Genomic DNA, 14,909 nt, shown 5'->3' with positions numbered 1-14,909 from the left:
AGGGCGTCATACCTCCGGCGGCGCTGCGCGCGCCGACACCCAGTTCATAAAACCGTCTGCTGCTTTTTCCGCTCACGCGTCATTCGGCGCAGTGGCTCAGACTGTATTGTTCGCACTCCGCACTCCGCACTCCGCACTCCGCACTCCGCACTTCACATTCGGCATTCGGCATCCAGCGCTTCGCCGAGGCGAAGCCGATGGTTCCCGTTGCGCGAAACGAAGCCCGTGGTTTCCCAGGCAGACCCGTCCGCGACGCACGTAGTGCGGAGTGGGAGCTGATGAGTCCTTTGTCGCTCGCGCGGAGTGTGCGAGGCGACAGATTCCAGATGCACCACTACCGTGGCTGTGCGGGGGACCCGCTTAAGAATTAGCGGTTTGAGCCGCTTTCTTTTGCCTACTTTTCTTTGCGGCAGGCAAAGAAAAGTAGGTGCCCCCCCGCACAGGGGGAACGCTAATAGACCAATAAGAAAACAAGGAAAGGCCAAAAGACCGATAAGAAAACAAGGAAAGGCCAAAAGACCGATAAGAAAACAAGGAAAGGCCAAAAGACCGATAAGAAAACAAGGAAAGGCCAAAAGACCAACAACAAAACAGACCACTACCACAACAAGGAAAGGCCAAAGAGTCAGACCAACAACAAAACCGCCGAGCAGGCTTCCTATTTAATCCCCAAAATCCACCGAGCAAACCTCTCAGCGTCAGCATCCGAAATCGCATTGGCCGGCATCGTGGCCCCTGTACCCCATTTCCCGGAACTCCCCTCCAACATACTCTTCTTCATCTTCGCGACAGCATCAGACTCCCCTCGATACCGCTCCGCGATAGCCCGAAACGGCGGCCCGACCTTAGTCGTATCAATCGAGTGACAAGCGCGGCAAGTCTGCTCGCTAGCAGAAACCCCACTCGCAGTCGCAATCCCACCCCCGGGCGTTGCAGCAAACGAACTCCCACCAAAAACCCCAGCCAACGCAGCAACAAAAACCATTTCTCTCACAATCCCACCCCAGTAAAAAACAAAAAACCCCGCCGGCGAAAACCACCGGCAGGGCAAAGCGCTCGACAAATCATCAAGAGAAAAGAAACAAACCCAATCGCGTTACCGCGGCGGCCACGGCTTGGACGGCGCGCCAATCACCGGCTTACCCAGCAACGGCGTCGACAACGCATACGCCCCATTCTCCGTAAAGGCCCAAATGATGTTGCGGTCATACTCGGTATAAATCGCCAGCACACCCTTGCCGAGCGTATAACTCGGCAGCTCGCTCTCGTCCGCCAACGCCGGCACAAAATACCCGGCGATAGTCGGCTTCTCCGGATTGCGTACGTCGAAAATCTGCACGCCGGCGTTATAGAACGAATACGGAATCACACCCTGACGCGCACCACCCGGCTGACCAATCGCGTTCGAACGCTTAGGACCAAAGTTGCCGCCACGCTGGCAGAAACTCGTGAACGGCGCACCCTCAGGCGGTGTCGGCTGCGGCAGCTTGCCCGCTACCTTCAGATGCGACGGATCGCGAGCATCGACGACGAAAATGTCCTTGTACGGTTCGTAGCAATCGCGGTTCATCGGATAGCCACTCGTCAACACGAACCCGGTGCGTTCGTACTGGCTGACGTCGGCATTGTCGTACTCGGTACCCGCAAAGCTCGGCGCCGTATTCACGTTGCCAAGGATCTTCGGCTGCGCCGGATTGGACAGGTCGAACGAATAAAGACCCAGACCGCCCATCGCGCCAAACCCAATCTTGCCGCCTTGTTCCAAAGGCTTGGGCAAGAAGATTGGAATCCGCGAGCCCATCCACGAGGTGCGATTGCCGGCGCGCGGATTCAGCAGATAAGCCTGCTCGTCAGCTTCATTGCCGACTTTCTGTCCCGGCACCGAGATCTGCGAGACGAACTTCGGATCGGCGGGGTCCGACATGTCCCAGACCTGATAACCCGGCGAATACAGATAGTTCGGGTACTCGGTCAGCGCGTAGCTGTCATCCGGTGCGGCCGACAGGATCATGTACTTGCCGCCGTAATATTCCGGCGCGTCGAGTGAGCCCGACCCCTGCTGCTGGCCGACCGGCGCATCGGGATGCTTGTAGTCGGTCGTGCGCGTGGCGATCAGCTTCCATTGGCTCGGCAGCGGGCCGTCCATTTCGAAGACCTTGAAGCCCTTGAGCGAGTTGTAGTGGCGCTGTGCTTCAACTTTATCCGGCTGCTCGCTCTTGTCGGTCATCAGACCGTAGCGGCCAATTTCGAACGAGGCAACCAGCACGGGCTTGCCGAGCTTCTTGCTCCACACGATCGTGGCGCCACCGAGATAGTTATGCACGTTGTTCGGATCGAACTTCTCAGTCGGTCCCTTCGGTCCCCACGTGCCGCCTTCCGAAAACACGATCTTGCCGTTGGCGGGATCGGTGACGTCCATGATCCGCATATAGTCGCGGTCGTGGATATAGAGGTAACGGCGGCCGTTGAAGTCGGCAATATTGTTCCAGGCGTGGAAGGGCGAGTCGACAAGAGGGTAGAAGGCCAGAACCTTGACATCCTTGGTATAGCTCTTCTTGTCCCATGTGGTCATTTCACCCGGGAAGTGCTGGCCCTGATGCACTTCAGGGGTGGCCTTCGGCCATACGAACTGGCCGGTGGCCGGGTCCATCCCGTAGTCGACACCGGGCTTGAGCGGGGCAGGCCGGCGATCGGGCGTAAGGCGCAGCCACTGGGCAAGGTAGGGGTCCTTGACATTCGGCGTACCGGGCGTCACTTGTGCAGCCGATGCCGCAGCGTCCGGCGCCGACGCAGCCGGCGCATTTTCCGTGGCGGCACAAGCCGCCGCGGACACGAAGGTCAACAGGACGCCTGTTGCGAGAGTGGATTTTAAATTGCGTTTGCGAAGCATTGGCTTCCTCCTTTTTATATTAGAACGCGTGACGAATCCCGAACTGGAAGCCGCTCGGATTCTGTCCGCCGTTCGGATACACCTGGAACGTGACCGGATAGGGGATAGGCACGTCGTGCTGGCTCTTCACGTGCGCGAAAGTCGCATACAGGTCGGTCCGTTTCGACAAACCGTAGATGTAGCCAATCACGCCGCCGGTCGCGCTGGAAATGCTGGTGTTGTTGTCGTCGTGACGATGCACCACGCTCACGTACAGACGATTGCGCCCGTCGATGTTCCAGCGCGCGCCGATCTGCGCGTCCCACCCTTGCGAATTGAACGCCACGTAAGGCGGATACGCGTAGTAGCCGTTGTACGTGTGATAGATAAACGTCGGCTCGAAACCGCCGAACTTGTAGACGGCAGAGAAATAGTTGTCGCGCGACGAATGAATCTGCGAGGACTTGAAAATATCGCGCGTGTATTGCAACTCGCTCACGGCGCCGAGGAAAACCGGCCCGTGCCGATATTCGATACTGGTGCTCAGGAAACGCCCCGCGCGCGTGCTGTCGCCCACGCCGGTGGTCGCCATGATGCGGCCGGTGAAGCCGTAGAAGCTCGGCGTCTTGTACTGGATCGCGTTATCCACGCGATACGACGCGTAGAAGAACTCCATGTTGTTGACCATACTGAAGTCGGCGGCCCAGCTCGGATCGGCGTAGCCCGCAATCCAGTACGAGGGCGTGAACTGCCGCCCCATCGTCACTTCACCCCAGTTGCCTTTCAGGCCCACGAACGACTGGCGGAACTGCGTCGACTGCACGCCGGTGTTGGCGGAGAACATCGGCTCGACGGTGAACACGGCCTTGTTGCCGCCGCCCAGATCTTCGACGCCGCTCAAGTTGAAGCGCGAGTTGTTAAGACCGCCGCTCGACATGCGGGTCACGTTTCCGCCAGAACCGGACGAGATCAGATGTTCGATGTTCATGTCGACATAGCCCGACAGCCAGACGCTCGACTGCGCGTGTGCTCCGGCACATGCAAGCATGACGGCGCCGGACACGAGTGCTTTCTTTTTCATTCAGTCTCCAAACAGATCGTTGTTTTTTTCGAGTGAGTGAGAGTGCTGTCGTCGCGCGCGACAGCCGCGGTTACATTCCTTTTCTGTCGTGTATACACAAACTGGAGAAAATTATACCCACGGCAAAATTTGGATTCCGAGCTTTATTTTTTTATACAAAACAGCGGTTTAGTTATAGCGGGTTGACCCTGATGGCATTGCGCGTCAAAACAGATGCCTGATTCCGGCTGCATAGGTCATCGCGGTGCCAGAGCCGGAGAGCTTGTCGTAGACGGTTACCAGGTAAAGATCGGTGCGTTTGGAGAGGAAGTAGTCGAGGCCCGCGGAGCCCGTATTGCGGCCGGTGACGGCGTTCTTCGGCGCGCTGCGGCGGGTGTATGACCATTCGGCGAGTGCGCTGAGTTGCGAGGTCAGCGGTACCGAGAGGCCGGCTTCGTAGGTGTGCGCGCCGATGTCGGCCGCATCGGTACGCAGACCTTGCAGCGCGCCGTACAGTTTGAAGAGCGAAAAATCATAGGCGGCACCGACGAGGTACGCGTTCTGTGTCGGCGACGCCACACCGGCGACCACGCGAGTGCGTTGTACGGCCGCGACAGCGGTGAGCGAGCCGCCCGCATAGAGGGTCGAGAGCGCGGCGTTGTACGTGCCGTTCGCACCCGCGAAACCGCCAGGCGCATACACCGCGGTGGTGGTCAGTCCGTTCAGATTAGGGCTGGTGTACTGAATGCCGTTGTTCCAGACGGTATCGCCAGCAATCGCACCGCCGTAAGGCGCGGTGAAGGTTTGCATGACCAGTGGCGAGAACAGGATCGAGGCCTGAAACGGATTGACCGCTTGCTCGGCAAGGTAGAGCAGATTGGTATGGCGTCCGAGCGTGACACGTCCGAACGGCCCGGCGATGCCGACATACGAATTGCGCCCCCAGAACGGATCGGCGGCGGTGCGGCCGATGCCGCCGTTCGTCGGCTGGAAGAAGCTCTCGAGCACGGCGATCGCGCGATAGCCGGCGCCGAGTTCCTCGTTGACGCGGATGCCCCAGTAAGGCGCCGTCAATCCAGGGCTCTGTTCGGCGATGGCGGCGGGCGGCCCGTTGCTGCGTTTGGTGCTGGCGATATCGAGCCCGACGAGTCCATACAGGGTGACGGATGTTTGCGCGTTGACGGCATGGGACGCAAGTCCCCATGCGGCGGCGCAACTGAGCGCGAGCGCGCCCAACGATCGAACGTTCATGGCGGATCCTCTTATGCGGTTGGGAACAGCGAGAGAACAGCGAGATTGCAACGGGACATCAGCAGAACACCGGCGGGACGGCGATGAGGCAACAACAGGACGGCAACAAGACGGCAACAGGACGACAGCGGGACGACAGCGGGACAGCAATGCAGCATCAGGTGGCGGCGCGACGCTGCGCCGCCACGGTTTCAGGCCGCGCGCACCGCGAATTCGATGGGAGCGCGTGCGAAGTGCTGGGACAGACTGGCGAGTAGCGCGTCTCGCTGCGCAATCAATGAAGCGGGCGAGCGGCCCGCGATGTGCGGGGTGATCAGCACACCGGGATGATCGAGCAGGGCGGCCGGCACCTCGGGTTCGTCTTCGATCACGTCGAGCCCGGCACCGGCGATTGCGGCGTGAGCGAGCGCGTCGATTAACGCTTGCGTGTCGAGCACGGAGCCGCGCGACACGTTCACCACGTAGCCGTTCGGCCCCAGCGCTTGCAGCACCTCGCGATTGACCAGATGCCGGGTCGCGGCGCCACCGTTGCAGGCGATGACGAGAAAATCGCTGTCGGCGGCCAACTCGATGAGCTCCGCGTAGTAGCGGCCCGGCGCGTCGGCGTGCAGCCGGCGTCCGTGATAGCCGAGCGTCATGTCGAAGCCCTGTGCGCGCGCCGCGATTAGCCGGCCGATGCGCCCCATTCCAAGCAGCCCCAGGCGAGCACCCGTCAGGGTGGGCCGCTCGGCACGCGAGGCCTGCCAACGCCCGGCACGCACCGCGTCGGTGAGCGGCGCATAGCCGCGTGCGAGCGCGAGCAGCAGACCGATTGCGTGATCGGCGACGGTCGCCGCATTCGCGCCCGGCGCATGGGTCACCACGATGCCGCGCCGCGTGGCGGCGGCCACGTCGACGTTCTCGTAGCCGGCGCCGAACGCACTGACGATCTCCAGCGCGGGCAGCGCGGCCATCTGCGCACCGGATAAGCCGGTCGAGCCGTTGGTCACCACCGAGCGCAGGTTCGCCGGATCGACCTCGGCCGACAAGGCCGCGTCCCACCCGTCGGGATGATAGTGAAGCGTATAGCCGCGCCGCAGCGCATCCAGTGTCGCGTCCGGCAGTGCGATCAGCGCGAGCACATGCGTGCCGCCCGCGCTCGCGTTGACGTTGGCGCTGACAGGCGCGCTCATGCTCGCGGATCGGCGGCTTGTGCGGCAGGCGCGACTTCCTTCACCGCACCTTTCCAGCCGTTTTCGGTGATGTCGAACACGGTGCCGTCGGGCATGCGGTATTTCACTTCGTAAAACACGTTCGGATCTTTCTCGTGGCGTCCTGTCAGATACGTGCCGCCCGCCGCGACCACGCGCGCCGCGGTGTCTTCGACGCTGTCCACCCACATGCCGAAGTGAATCACGCCGCGCACGTCCTTCAGCCCCGCGTAACCGGGAACGGTCTCGTCCTTGAAGTTGAGGAGCGCCACGTTCATGGTGCCGTCCGTCATATAGATGCCGCGCATCGCGTTGCCGGCGCGGCGCATGCCGAATGCCTGTTCGAAGAATTGCGCGGCGGCTTCGGGATCTTCGACCGAAAGCGCGATGTGGCGGAGTTTGTCCATGAGATGTCCTTGGGTTGTCCTGGGTTGCTTTGCTGGGTGAATCGCCTGTCGGCGTAGAGAGGGTTGTCGTCACTTTGAATCAAGTGTGTCCGCAACTTCACCAGGTATACTACGTATAATAAATGTATACACAAAAACGATTTGATATACCAGAATGGTTCTCATACATGGATCGGTGCCTTTAGCGCCGATCCGCCGCACTGTATGAGGACCACCGATGCACACCTTGCAGGAACCGTTGGGCAGTCTTTCCGCCACGCTCAGGCAGCGCTTTGCGCAGATCGGACCGGTCTGGGGGCGCGATATCAATGCGCATCGCGACCTGGTGATCGCCGCGTATTCGCCGTTGGTGGCTGCTGCGCGCGATGCGGGGGAGCCGCTCGAGGTGGCGCGCGATATCGCCTACGGTGGCCATGAGCGGCAGCGTCTGGATGTGTTTGCTTGCGCGCAAACGAGGGAGAAGGGCAACGCCGATGTCGTGCTATTTGTCCACGGCGGTGCGTTCCTGCGCGGCAGCAAGAGCTTCAACGGACTCATTTACGACAACGTGTCGCGCTGGTTCGCCCGGCAGGGTTGTGTCGCGCTGAACGTCGAATACCGGCTCGCGCCTGAAGCGCCGTATCCCGCCGGCGCGGACGACGTCGCCGCTGCACTCGCGTGGGCACAGAAACACGTCGCCGATTTCGGTGGCAATCCGCAAAGAATCTTTCTGGTCGGACATTCGGCGGGCGGCGCGCATGTCGCCACGTATCTGTGCGATCCGTTGTATGCCGGGCTGCGTGAAGGCGCTTCGGCTGTCGCCGGTGCGGTGTTGATCAGCGCCCGGCTGGCCGCCGACGTGCGGCCCGATAACCCGAACGCAGCCGGTGTGCGCGCCTATTTCGGCGCGGACGAAACACGCTACGCCGCGCGTTCGCCGCTGAGCCACGCGGCGCATTTCGACACGCCGCTGATGGTGGTCGTCGCCGAATACGAGAACCCTTATCTGGCCGCTTACGGCGCGGCTTTCTTCGAGCGCGTTCTGCTGGCGCGTCAACGTGCCGGCGACGGCGCGCCCAAACGCGCACCGCGCTTCGTGCAGATGCTGCGGCACAACCACACATCGGTGGTCGCGCATTTCGATTCGGGCGAGACCATGTTAGGTGACGCGATGCTCGATTTTTTCAGCGCCTGATTGTCCACATCTGCGCCCACGTCTACGTCTAGGCCTATCCGTCCAGCTAATCAGGAGATCCGCATGTCCGTCAGCCGTCTATCTGCTTTTGCCAAACCACGCGTGTTTGCGCCGGTGGTTACGCCGTTCACCGCCGGGCTGGATGTCGATGCAGCGCGCTTTGTCGCGTTTTGCCGGTGGCTGGTCGGGCAGGGCGCCGGCCTCGCGCTGTTCGGCACGAATAGCGAAGCGAATTCGCTGAGTCTTGCCGAACGCCACACGTTGCTGGATCAGGTGCTCGAAGCCGGTATCGACCCCGCTCAGATGCTGCCCGGTACCGGTGCATGCGCGTTGCCTGACGCGATCGCATTGACCCGTCACGCGGCCGAAGCCGGTTGCGCCGGCGCCTTGATGCTGCCGCCGTTCTTCTATAAAGGTGTCAGCGACGAAGGCCTGTTCGCGTACTACTCGGACGTGATCCAGGCCGTCGGCTCGGATCAGTTGCGCGTGCTGCTGTATCACATCCCGCAGTTCACCGGCGTGCCGATCACCCCCACGCTGATCGAGCGGCTGATCGCGGCGTATCCGCAAACCGTGGTCGGCATCAAGGACAGTTCAGGCGACTGGGCCAACACCGCGGCGATGCTTGAGAAGTTTCCCGGCTTCGCGGTGTTTCCCGCGTCCGAGGCTTTGCTCGGCAAAGCACTGCCACTGGGCGCGGCCGGCTGCATTTCGGCTACCGCGAATATTCAGCCGCACGCGATCGCGAGTCTGCTGAACGCGGCGACGGTGGAAGAAAGGGCGATATGGGAAGGCAAGGTCGCGACGGTTCGTCTCGCCGTGCAAGCACAACCGATGATCCCCGCGTTGAAAAGCATCGTCGCGCACTTTGCGCACGACCCCGCGTGGACGCGGGTGCGCCCACCGCTCACGCCGATGAATCCGGCGCAGTCGGGCGCGTTGTTGCAGCAGCTTCAGGCATTGGATTTTTCGATGCCGTCGGTGGCATCGCTGGCGGCGGTGGTTGCGTGAACGGGCCGCGATTTCAGCCGGCGCATCGGTGGCGAGCGATGCCATCCATGTCGTCCATGGCAGCGGGGCAAACCGCGAAGCGTCGGCAGCATGCGCATGATCGCGCTACGCCCAGCGTTTCAGGCGTTTTCACGCTCGGTGCGTTGGCGCTTGAGCCGGCCGAGTACAACGATAGACAGCCGCGCCGTATGGTCGCGCATCGCGTTGTACGCACGTTCCGGCTCGGAGTTGAGGATCGCGGAGACGATCTCGCGATGCTCGTCGGTTGCCGCCTCGAAGCGCGACGGCGAAGCCGGCTGCGCGGCGCGAAAACCCGCCAGACGCTGCCGCTGAACGGACATGATCGACGCCAGCGATTTGCTTTGCGCGCCCTTGCAGATCAGTTCGTGGAATTCGCGATTGAGCTGGAAGTACTCCGTTTCATCGCCGCGCGCGATCGCGGCGTTCATTTCGGTCTGGAGTTCTTCGAGCTGCTTCTTCTCGACGAGGCTCATACGCTGCGCGCTCAACCGGCAGCACAGCGCCTCGAGTTCGCACATCGCTTCGAGCATGTCGGCCAGTTCGTCGATGCTGAACTGCGCGACCACCACACCCTTGCGCGGCGTCAGTTCGACGAGGCCACGGGCGGCGAGCTCGCGCAGCGCTTCGCGGATCGGTGTGCGCGACGCGTTGAAGCGTTCGGCGAGTGCCGCTTCTTCGAGCTTCTGGCCCGGTTCAAGCGTGCCTTCGATGATCTCGTCGCACAGCAGGCGGTAAATCTTGGAGGAGAGCGTCGTCATCGTGATGGTTGTGGGTTGAGCGAAACCGTGAGCAAGCGGCCCCATTATGCGCCAGCGGCCCAACCGCCTCAATCGCCACCGCGCATATCCGGCCTCTGTAAGCCCATGCAGTGTACGCGTGAACATGTTCATGCCCCGATTGGTGTATACGAGAATTTAAATAAAAATACACAGATGACTGAATGTATACGAATTATTGAACCCTCGACCGCAGCTAACTAATTCCCTACAAACGCAAAAAGCGAGGCAATACGTGACCTGGTTTGGTATCGCAACTTATGAATTGAACGGCCGCACGGCCACGGGCCTGGCGGTTGGCGACAAGCTGTATGACGCGCAGGCGGTATTGAAGCAAAGCGCTTCGGCGCTGCCGTTTGCCGACGTCGGCGCGCTGATCGCCGGCTGGGAGACGGACGGTGCGGCGGCCGTCGAACGGCTCGACGCCGCTGCGCGCGCGCTCGAGGCGGGCACGCTCGACGCCGCGCCGCTCGCCGGCCACACGCTGTGCGTGCCGTATCAGCCGCGCCGCATTTTCGCGGCGGCGTCGAACTATCACGAACACGCGCAGGAGATGGGAACCGAGCTGGCGCCGCGCGAAGAGAGCACGCCGTACATGTTCATGAAGGCCGAGACGAGCGTGGTGCCGACCCTTGCGAACGTGGTGATTCCGCCGCACGCGGAGCGGGTCGACTGGGAGGTGGAACTGGCCGTGGTGATCGGCAAGGCCGGCCGCCACATCGCGAAAGAGGACGCTTACGACTACATTGCCGGCTACACGATTCTCAACGACGTCAGCGCGCGCGACCTGAATCGCCGCTCCGACTATCCGTTCAAACACGACTGGTTTCGCGGCAAGAGTTTCGATACCTTTGGTCCACTCGGCCCGTGGTTCGTGCCGCGCGCGTGTATCGCCGAGCCGCAGAATCTGCGCATGCGCCTCGCGGTAAATGGCGAAATGATGCAGGACGGCAACACGTCCGGGATGATTTTCAACATCGCCGAGCAGATCGAATATTTATCGACGATCCTCACGCTGCAACCGGGCGATCTGATCGCCACGGGCACGCCGACCGGCGTCGGCATGGGGCGGGGCATTTATCTGAAGGCGGGTGACGTGATGGTCGCTTCGATCGACGGGATCGGTTCGATCGAGAATCCGCTGGTCGCCGGCTGAGCGTCAGCAGGCTCCCGGTACTTTCCATTCACCCCACTCACTCCACTCATAGACGGGGAACACGACATGTTGCAGCGGATACGGCGCGCGGTACGACAGTGGGTTCGGCCACTCAGGCGGCGGGCTGCGTTGAGCGCGGTGGCATTGACCGCCACCGCGCTTTTCACGAGCGCCCATGCGGCCGACAAGGTGCGCGTCAATCTGGCGTGGCTGCCGCAGGGCAGCACCGGCGGCATCCTGCTCGCGCAGGCGAAGGGCTACTACCGCGACGCGGGTCTCGACGTCAGCGTGATGCGCGGATATGGCGGCCAGCGCACCGTCAATGAAGTGGACGAAGGGCTGTTCGAGTTCGGCTACGGCGACCCCGTCAGCGTGATGCTGAACCGCGCGCATGGCGGCCATGCGGTGATGGTCGGCGCGATCAACACGCGTTGGCCCGGTGCGATGTGTTATCTCGAGCGGCCCGGCTTCAAGGTGACGACGCTAAAGGATCTCTCGGGGATGACGCTCGGCGGCGGCGGTGCGTCGCCGGTGCAGAACATCATGCCCGCATGGCTCAAGCAGAACGGCATGGCGCCCGACGCGATCAAGACCGTGCGCCTCGACCCGGCCGTGATCAATACCGCGCTGCTGCAAAAGCGCATCGACCTGTCGGAGTGCTGGGAGGGCGCCAGCCTGCCGGTGCAAGCCGCGTTGGCGAAGCGGGCCGGACAGCAGCTCGGCAAGGTTTTCTACCGGGATTTTGGTCTGGACATGATGGGTAACGGTATTGTCACCACCGATACCTTTGTGGCGCAGCATCCCGACGTGGTCAAACGATTTGTCGCCGCGACTTATCGCGGTTATGCGCTGATGCGCGAGCACCCGCAGGAGGCCGCCGATGCGATTGCGGGGCTTTATCCGGTACTCGACAAGACGATCCTGTTGCAGCAGATCGTCGAGACCAATGGACTGATCGCCGACGATCCTACGCAGCACAAGACCGGCTGGTTGCGGCCCGCGCGCATGGATGCCACCGCCGCGTTTGTGTCGCGTGCGTTCGGCACCGGCTCGAAGGTGAAGGCAGCCGATCTTTATACGAATCAGTTTGTCGAGTGAACCCTATTGGGGGTGACGCGTTGTTGAAACGGCGCGCTCACTCCAACCAGCCCGCGCGAGGCGTGGGCACCGAGGAGACAGGCAATGAACAGTTTGCGTCCGAAGCGGCTTGGGCACATGGTGCTGATGGTGCGCGACATCAAGAAGTCCGCGCAGTTTTATACCGACGTGCTGGGTCTCAAAGTATCCGACTGGATCGGCGACCAGATGGTATTTCTGCGCGCCGGCAGCGATCATCACGATCTCGCGCTCGCGCAACTGCCGAAAGATTCCGCCGATTTCAACGACCTGCCGCGCTATTCACGCCCCGGCCTCGAACACTTTTCGTATCTGATCGACAGCTACGAGGAGATGGAGCGCTCGGTGAAGGTCTTGCAGGAGCATGGTGTCGAGATCGTGCGTGGCATCGGCCGGCATGGTCCTGGCAACAACCTGTTCCTCGTTTTCAAGGACCCGGATGGCAACAACGTCGAGGTGTACTGCGAGATGACGCAGATCGGCGAGCGCGACGCACACGAGCCGCAGGTGTGGGAGCGCACGATCGAATCGTTCGACCAGTATCGCTTCGAACGCTTTGTCGTGCCGCCGCCACCGCATCTGGTGGCGCAAAAATCGGCGCAGGCAGCGGCGGTGACTACGGCGTCGGGCACCACGCAAGATTCAACGAAAGCCGATTCGTCCAAGTCGGCTGATAGCGAATAATTCGGAACCCTCATGAAGCGAATGATCGAAACCGTCCTGTTCTGGATCGTGATTGGTCTGATCTGGGAATTCGGCGTGCGTTGGACGGGCACGCGCGATTATGTGCTGCCGGCGCTGTCGCAGGTCTTTGCAGCCGGTTGGGAGATGCGTGGACAGTTGCTGTCCGATACGTTGGCTACCGCATGGGAAGTGTTTGCCGGTTTTGCGCTGGCGCTGGTCGGCGGCCTGACGATCGGCTTGCTTGCGAGCATGTCGAGCATTGCGCGGCGCACCTTGTTTCCGCTTGTCACTGCATTGCAGAGCATGCCGAAGATCGCGCTCGCACCGTTGTTGATCGTGTGGTTCGGTTACGGGTTTGCGTCGAAGCTGGCGGCGGCGGTGCTGTTCGCGTTCTTTCCGATCGTGATCGCGACGATGGGCGGCCTCGCCGGTGTGCCGCGCAACCTGGACGAGCATTTTCGGGCGCTCGGTGCGTCGCAGGCCAAGACCTTCTGGTATTTGCGGTTGCCTGCCGCGTTGCCCGCGCTGATTGACGGGTTGAAGATCGCGATGCCGTTGGCGGTCATTGGGGCGATTGTCGGCGAGTTCATTGGGTCGGAGTCGGGGCTTGGGCACCTGATCGTGTTTGCGACATCGAATGCGCAGACTGCGTTGTCGTTTGCCGCGATCCTGATGGTGACCGTGCTGGCGATGCTGTTTTACTGGGCTGTCGAACTGGTTTCGCGCGGCGTGTGGTGGAGAGGAGTGACGGTCTGATGGCACTGGTCGACAAGTTGCGTATTGTGCAGCGCGCCGCGGCAACCGGCGCACAGGTTCATCCTTTGCATCGCGACGAAGCGGCGCCTGCGCTGATTTCCGTCGAACAGGTCGGTAAGCGCTTTGCCGCGCGGGGTGGGGCGGAGGCATTCAGCGCGCTCGACGATGTATCGATGCAGATTCGCCAGGGCGAGTTCGTTTCGATCCTGGGGCCGAGCGGATGCGGCAAGAGCACCTTGTTGCGGATGGTGGCGGGATTGGTGCCATCCGATGGCGGGCGGATTCTGCTTGGTGCTGAGCCGATTACCGCGCCGGTGCCGGACATTGGCGTGGTGTTTCAGACCAGCAATATGCTGCCCTGGCTGACCGTGGGGGCGAATATCCGGCTGGGCGCGAAGTTGAGGAATGTGCCGCGGGCGCAGGTGGAGGAGCGGCTTCCTGGCTTGCTTGAGACTTTGGGGTTGACGGCGTTTGCCGACCGGTATCCGCATGAGTTGTCGGGCGGGATGAGGCAGCGGGCGGCGATTGGGCAGATTCTGTTGCTCGAGCCGCGGGTGATGTTGATGGACGAGCCGTTTGGGGCGTTGGATGCGTTGACGCGGGACCGGTTGAATGTCGAGCTTTTGCGGATCTGGCAGCGGAGTACGCTGACGGTTTTGCTGGTGACTCACAGTATTCATGAGGCGGTGTTTTTGTCTGACCGGGTGTTGGTGATGTCGGAGCGGCCGGGGCGGGTGATTCACGATGTGAAGATTGAGTTGGCGCGGCCTAGGGAACCTGATCAGGTTAAGAGTGATCCCCTGTACGGGGAGTATGTTTCGGTGCTTTCCAGGTTGATGGGGGTGTTTTGAAAAAAGGGGTTTGGTTTTGCCTGCCCGGCAGGTGGGGTCTTCGCGGCGCTTTTTGGCTGTTTGTTTATGGTGTTGGCCTTTCCTTGTTGTGTTAGTGGTCTATTAGCGTTCCCCCTGTGCGGGGGGGCACCTACTTTTCTTTGCCTGCCGCAAAGAAAAGTAGGCAAAAGAAAGCGGCTTTACCCCGCTAGCTCATAAGCGGGTCCCCTGGCTTGGAGGGGGCAGTGGTGCATCTGGAATCTGTGCCCTCGCACATTCGGCTTTAGTGACAAGGCAGTCATACCTCCGGCGGCGCTGCGCGCGCCGATATCCGGATCCAAAAAACAATCAGTCATGCAAAGCATCAGCCAGGTTTCCCTGGCAGACCCGTCCGCGACGTACGCAGTGCGGAGTGGGAGCTGATGAGCGCTTTGTCACTAACGGGGAGTGTGCGAGGTGACAGATTCCAGATGCACCACTACCCCCTCCAAGCCAGGGGACCCGCTTATGAGCTGGCGGTTTGAGCCGCTTTCTTTTGCCTACTTTTCTTTGCGGCAGGCAAAGAAAAGTAGGTGCCCCCCGCACAGGGGGAACGCTAATAGACCACT

General features: G+C 61.5%; 14 protein-coding genes. 7 read left to right on the top strand and 7 right to left on the bottom strand.

The genetic code is table 11. The features are described from left to right. Positions 1 to 658: 658 nt before the first annotated feature. The 6 genes from GH665_RS14090 to GH665_RS14065 all read right to left on the bottom strand — a co-directional run bounded on the left by GH665_RS14090 (position 659) and on the right by GH665_RS14065 (position 6,777). Positions 659 to 985: a c-type cytochrome gene (locus tag GH665_RS14090; RefSeq protein ID WP_153136377.1), complete on the bottom strand. Its 327-nt coding sequence runs from the start codon at positions 983 to 985 to the stop codon at positions 659 to 661. 111 nt (positions 986 to 1,096) lie between these two features. Then, a complete protein-coding gene (locus tag GH665_RS14085; RefSeq protein WP_153136376.1) occupies positions 1,097 to 2,890 on the bottom strand; it encodes an LVIVD repeat-containing protein in 1,794 nt (597 codons plus the stop codon). A gap of 19 nt (positions 2,891 to 2,909) precedes the next feature. Beyond that, positions 2,910 to 3,950, bottom strand: a complete 1,041-nt coding sequence (locus tag GH665_RS14080; RefSeq protein ID WP_153136375.1) for a porin — start codon at positions 3,948 to 3,950, stop codon at positions 2,910 to 2,912. 204 nt (positions 3,951 to 4,154) lie between these two features. Continuing rightward, the gene (locus GH665_RS14075; RefSeq protein WP_153136374.1) at positions 4,155 to 5,180 is read right to left on the bottom strand and encodes a porin; all 1,026 of its coding nucleotides are present in this window, start codon (positions 5,178 to 5,180) and stop codon (positions 4,155 to 4,157) included. Between the two features lie 191 nt (positions 5,181 to 5,371). Continuing rightward, positions 5,372 to 6,352 carry a 2-hydroxyacid dehydrogenase gene (locus GH665_RS14070; protein ID WP_153136373.1) on the bottom strand — a complete coding sequence of 327 codons (981 nt, stop codon included), beginning with the start codon at positions 6,350 to 6,352 and terminating at the stop codon, positions 5,372 to 5,374. Then, a complete protein-coding gene (locus GH665_RS14065) occupies positions 6,349 to 6,777 on the bottom strand; it encodes a VOC family protein (protein WP_030103449.1) in 429 nt (142 codons plus the stop codon). The genes GH665_RS14070 and GH665_RS14065 overlap by 4 nt, the downstream gene beginning before the upstream one ends. Positions 6,778 to 6,994: 217 nt before the next feature. Between GH665_RS14065 and GH665_RS14060 the strand changes: the two genes are divergently transcribed. Then, the gene (locus GH665_RS14060) at positions 6,995 to 7,951 is read left to right on the top strand and encodes an alpha/beta hydrolase (RefSeq protein WP_153136372.1); all 957 of its coding nucleotides are present in this window, start codon (positions 6,995 to 6,997) and stop codon (positions 7,949 to 7,951) included. A 63-nt stretch (positions 7,952 to 8,014) separates the two neighbouring features. After that, entirely contained in the window at positions 8,015 to 8,962 is a 948-nt protein-coding gene (locus tag GH665_RS14055; RefSeq protein ID WP_153136371.1) for a dihydrodipicolinate synthase family protein, read from the top strand. Between the two features lie 119 nt (positions 8,963 to 9,081). Here the strand turns inward: GH665_RS14055 and GH665_RS14050 are convergent, their stop codons facing one another. Next, positions 9,082 to 9,741: a GntR family transcriptional regulator gene (locus tag GH665_RS14050; protein WP_030103452.1), complete on the bottom strand. Its 660-nt coding sequence runs from the start codon at positions 9,739 to 9,741 to the stop codon at positions 9,082 to 9,084. Positions 9,742 to 9,994: 253 nt separating this feature from the next. Between GH665_RS14050 and GH665_RS14045 the strand changes: the two genes are divergently transcribed. From GH665_RS14045 to GH665_RS14025, 5 genes are all read left to right on the top strand, one after another. After that, positions 9,995 to 10,915: a fumarylacetoacetate hydrolase family protein gene (locus GH665_RS14045; protein WP_153136370.1), complete on the top strand. Its 921-nt coding sequence runs from the start codon at positions 9,995 to 9,997 to the stop codon at positions 10,913 to 10,915. 66 nt (positions 10,916 to 10,981) lie between these two features. Continuing rightward, a complete protein-coding gene (locus GH665_RS14040) occupies positions 10,982 to 12,013 on the top strand; it encodes an ABC transporter substrate-binding protein (protein WP_153136369.1) in 1,032 nt (343 codons plus the stop codon). An 84-nt stretch (positions 12,014 to 12,097) separates the two neighbouring features. After that, on the top strand, positions 12,098 to 12,715 hold the full coding sequence (locus tag GH665_RS14035; RefSeq protein WP_246216212.1) for a VOC family protein: 618 nt from the start codon (positions 12,098 to 12,100) through the stop codon (positions 12,713 to 12,715). 12 nt (positions 12,716 to 12,727) lie between these two features. Next, positions 12,728 to 13,471: an ABC transporter permease gene (locus GH665_RS14030; protein WP_028646379.1), complete on the top strand. Its 744-nt coding sequence runs from the start codon at positions 12,728 to 12,730 to the stop codon at positions 13,469 to 13,471. Continuing rightward, entirely contained in the window at positions 13,471 to 14,322 is an 852-nt protein-coding gene (locus GH665_RS14025; protein WP_153136368.1) for an ABC transporter ATP-binding protein, read from the top strand. The genes GH665_RS14030 and GH665_RS14025 overlap by 1 nt, the downstream gene beginning before the upstream one ends. The last annotated feature ends 587 nt before the right edge of the window (positions 14,323 to 14,909 follow it).

The sequence above is a fragment of the Paraburkholderia agricolaris genome (genome assembly GCF_009455635.1).
Classification (GTDB): domain Bacteria; phylum Pseudomonadota; class Gammaproteobacteria; order Burkholderiales; family Burkholderiaceae; genus Paraburkholderia; species Paraburkholderia agricolaris.
The sequence above is the reverse complement of the archived record's forward strand: the minus strand, read 5'-3'. Positions and strand labels throughout refer to the sequence as shown.

Bases quoted from the DNA above. Each gene is read 5' to 3' on its own strand.
- GH665_RS14090 (WP_153136377.1), bottom strand. From the start codon at position 985: ATGGTTTTTGTTGCTGCGTTGGCTGGGGTTTTTGGTGGGAGTTCGTTT.
- GH665_RS14085 (WP_153136376.1), bottom strand. From the start codon at position 2,890: ATGCTTCGCAAACGCAATTTAAAATCCACTCTCGCAACAGGCGTCCTG.
- GH665_RS14080 (WP_153136375.1), bottom strand. From the start codon at position 3,950: ATGAAAAAGAAAGCACTCGTGTCCGGCGCCGTCATGCTTGCATGTGCC.
- GH665_RS14075 (WP_153136374.1), bottom strand. From the start codon at position 5,180: ATGAACGTTCGATCGTTGGGCGCGCTCGCGCTCAGTTGCGCCGCCGCA.
- GH665_RS14070 (WP_153136373.1), bottom strand. From the start codon at position 6,352: ATGAGCGCGCCTGTCAGCGCCAACGTCAACGCGAGCGCGGGCGGCACG.
- GH665_RS14065 (WP_030103449.1), bottom strand. From the start codon at position 6,777: ATGGACAAACTCCGCCACATCGCGCTTTCGGTCGAAGATCCCGAAGCC.
- GH665_RS14060 (WP_153136372.1), top strand. From the start codon at position 6,995: ATGCACACCTTGCAGGAACCGTTGGGCAGTCTTTCCGCCACGCTCAGG.
- GH665_RS14055 (WP_153136371.1), top strand. From the start codon at position 8,015: ATGTCCGTCAGCCGTCTATCTGCTTTTGCCAAACCACGCGTGTTTGCG.
- GH665_RS14050 (WP_030103452.1), bottom strand. From the start codon at position 9,741: ATGACGACGCTCTCCTCCAAGATTTACCGCCTGCTGTGCGACGAGATC.
- GH665_RS14040 (WP_153136369.1), top strand. From the start codon at position 10,982: ATGTTGCAGCGGATACGGCGCGCGGTACGACAGTGGGTTCGGCCACTC.
- GH665_RS14035 (WP_246216212.1), top strand. From the start codon at position 12,098: ATGAACAGTTTGCGTCCGAAGCGGCTTGGGCACATGGTGCTGATGGTG.
- GH665_RS14030 (WP_028646379.1), top strand. From the start codon at position 12,728: ATGAAGCGAATGATCGAAACCGTCCTGTTCTGGATCGTGATTGGTCTG.
- GH665_RS14025 (WP_153136368.1), top strand. From the start codon at position 13,471: ATGGCACTGGTCGACAAGTTGCGTATTGTGCAGCGCGCCGCGGCAACC.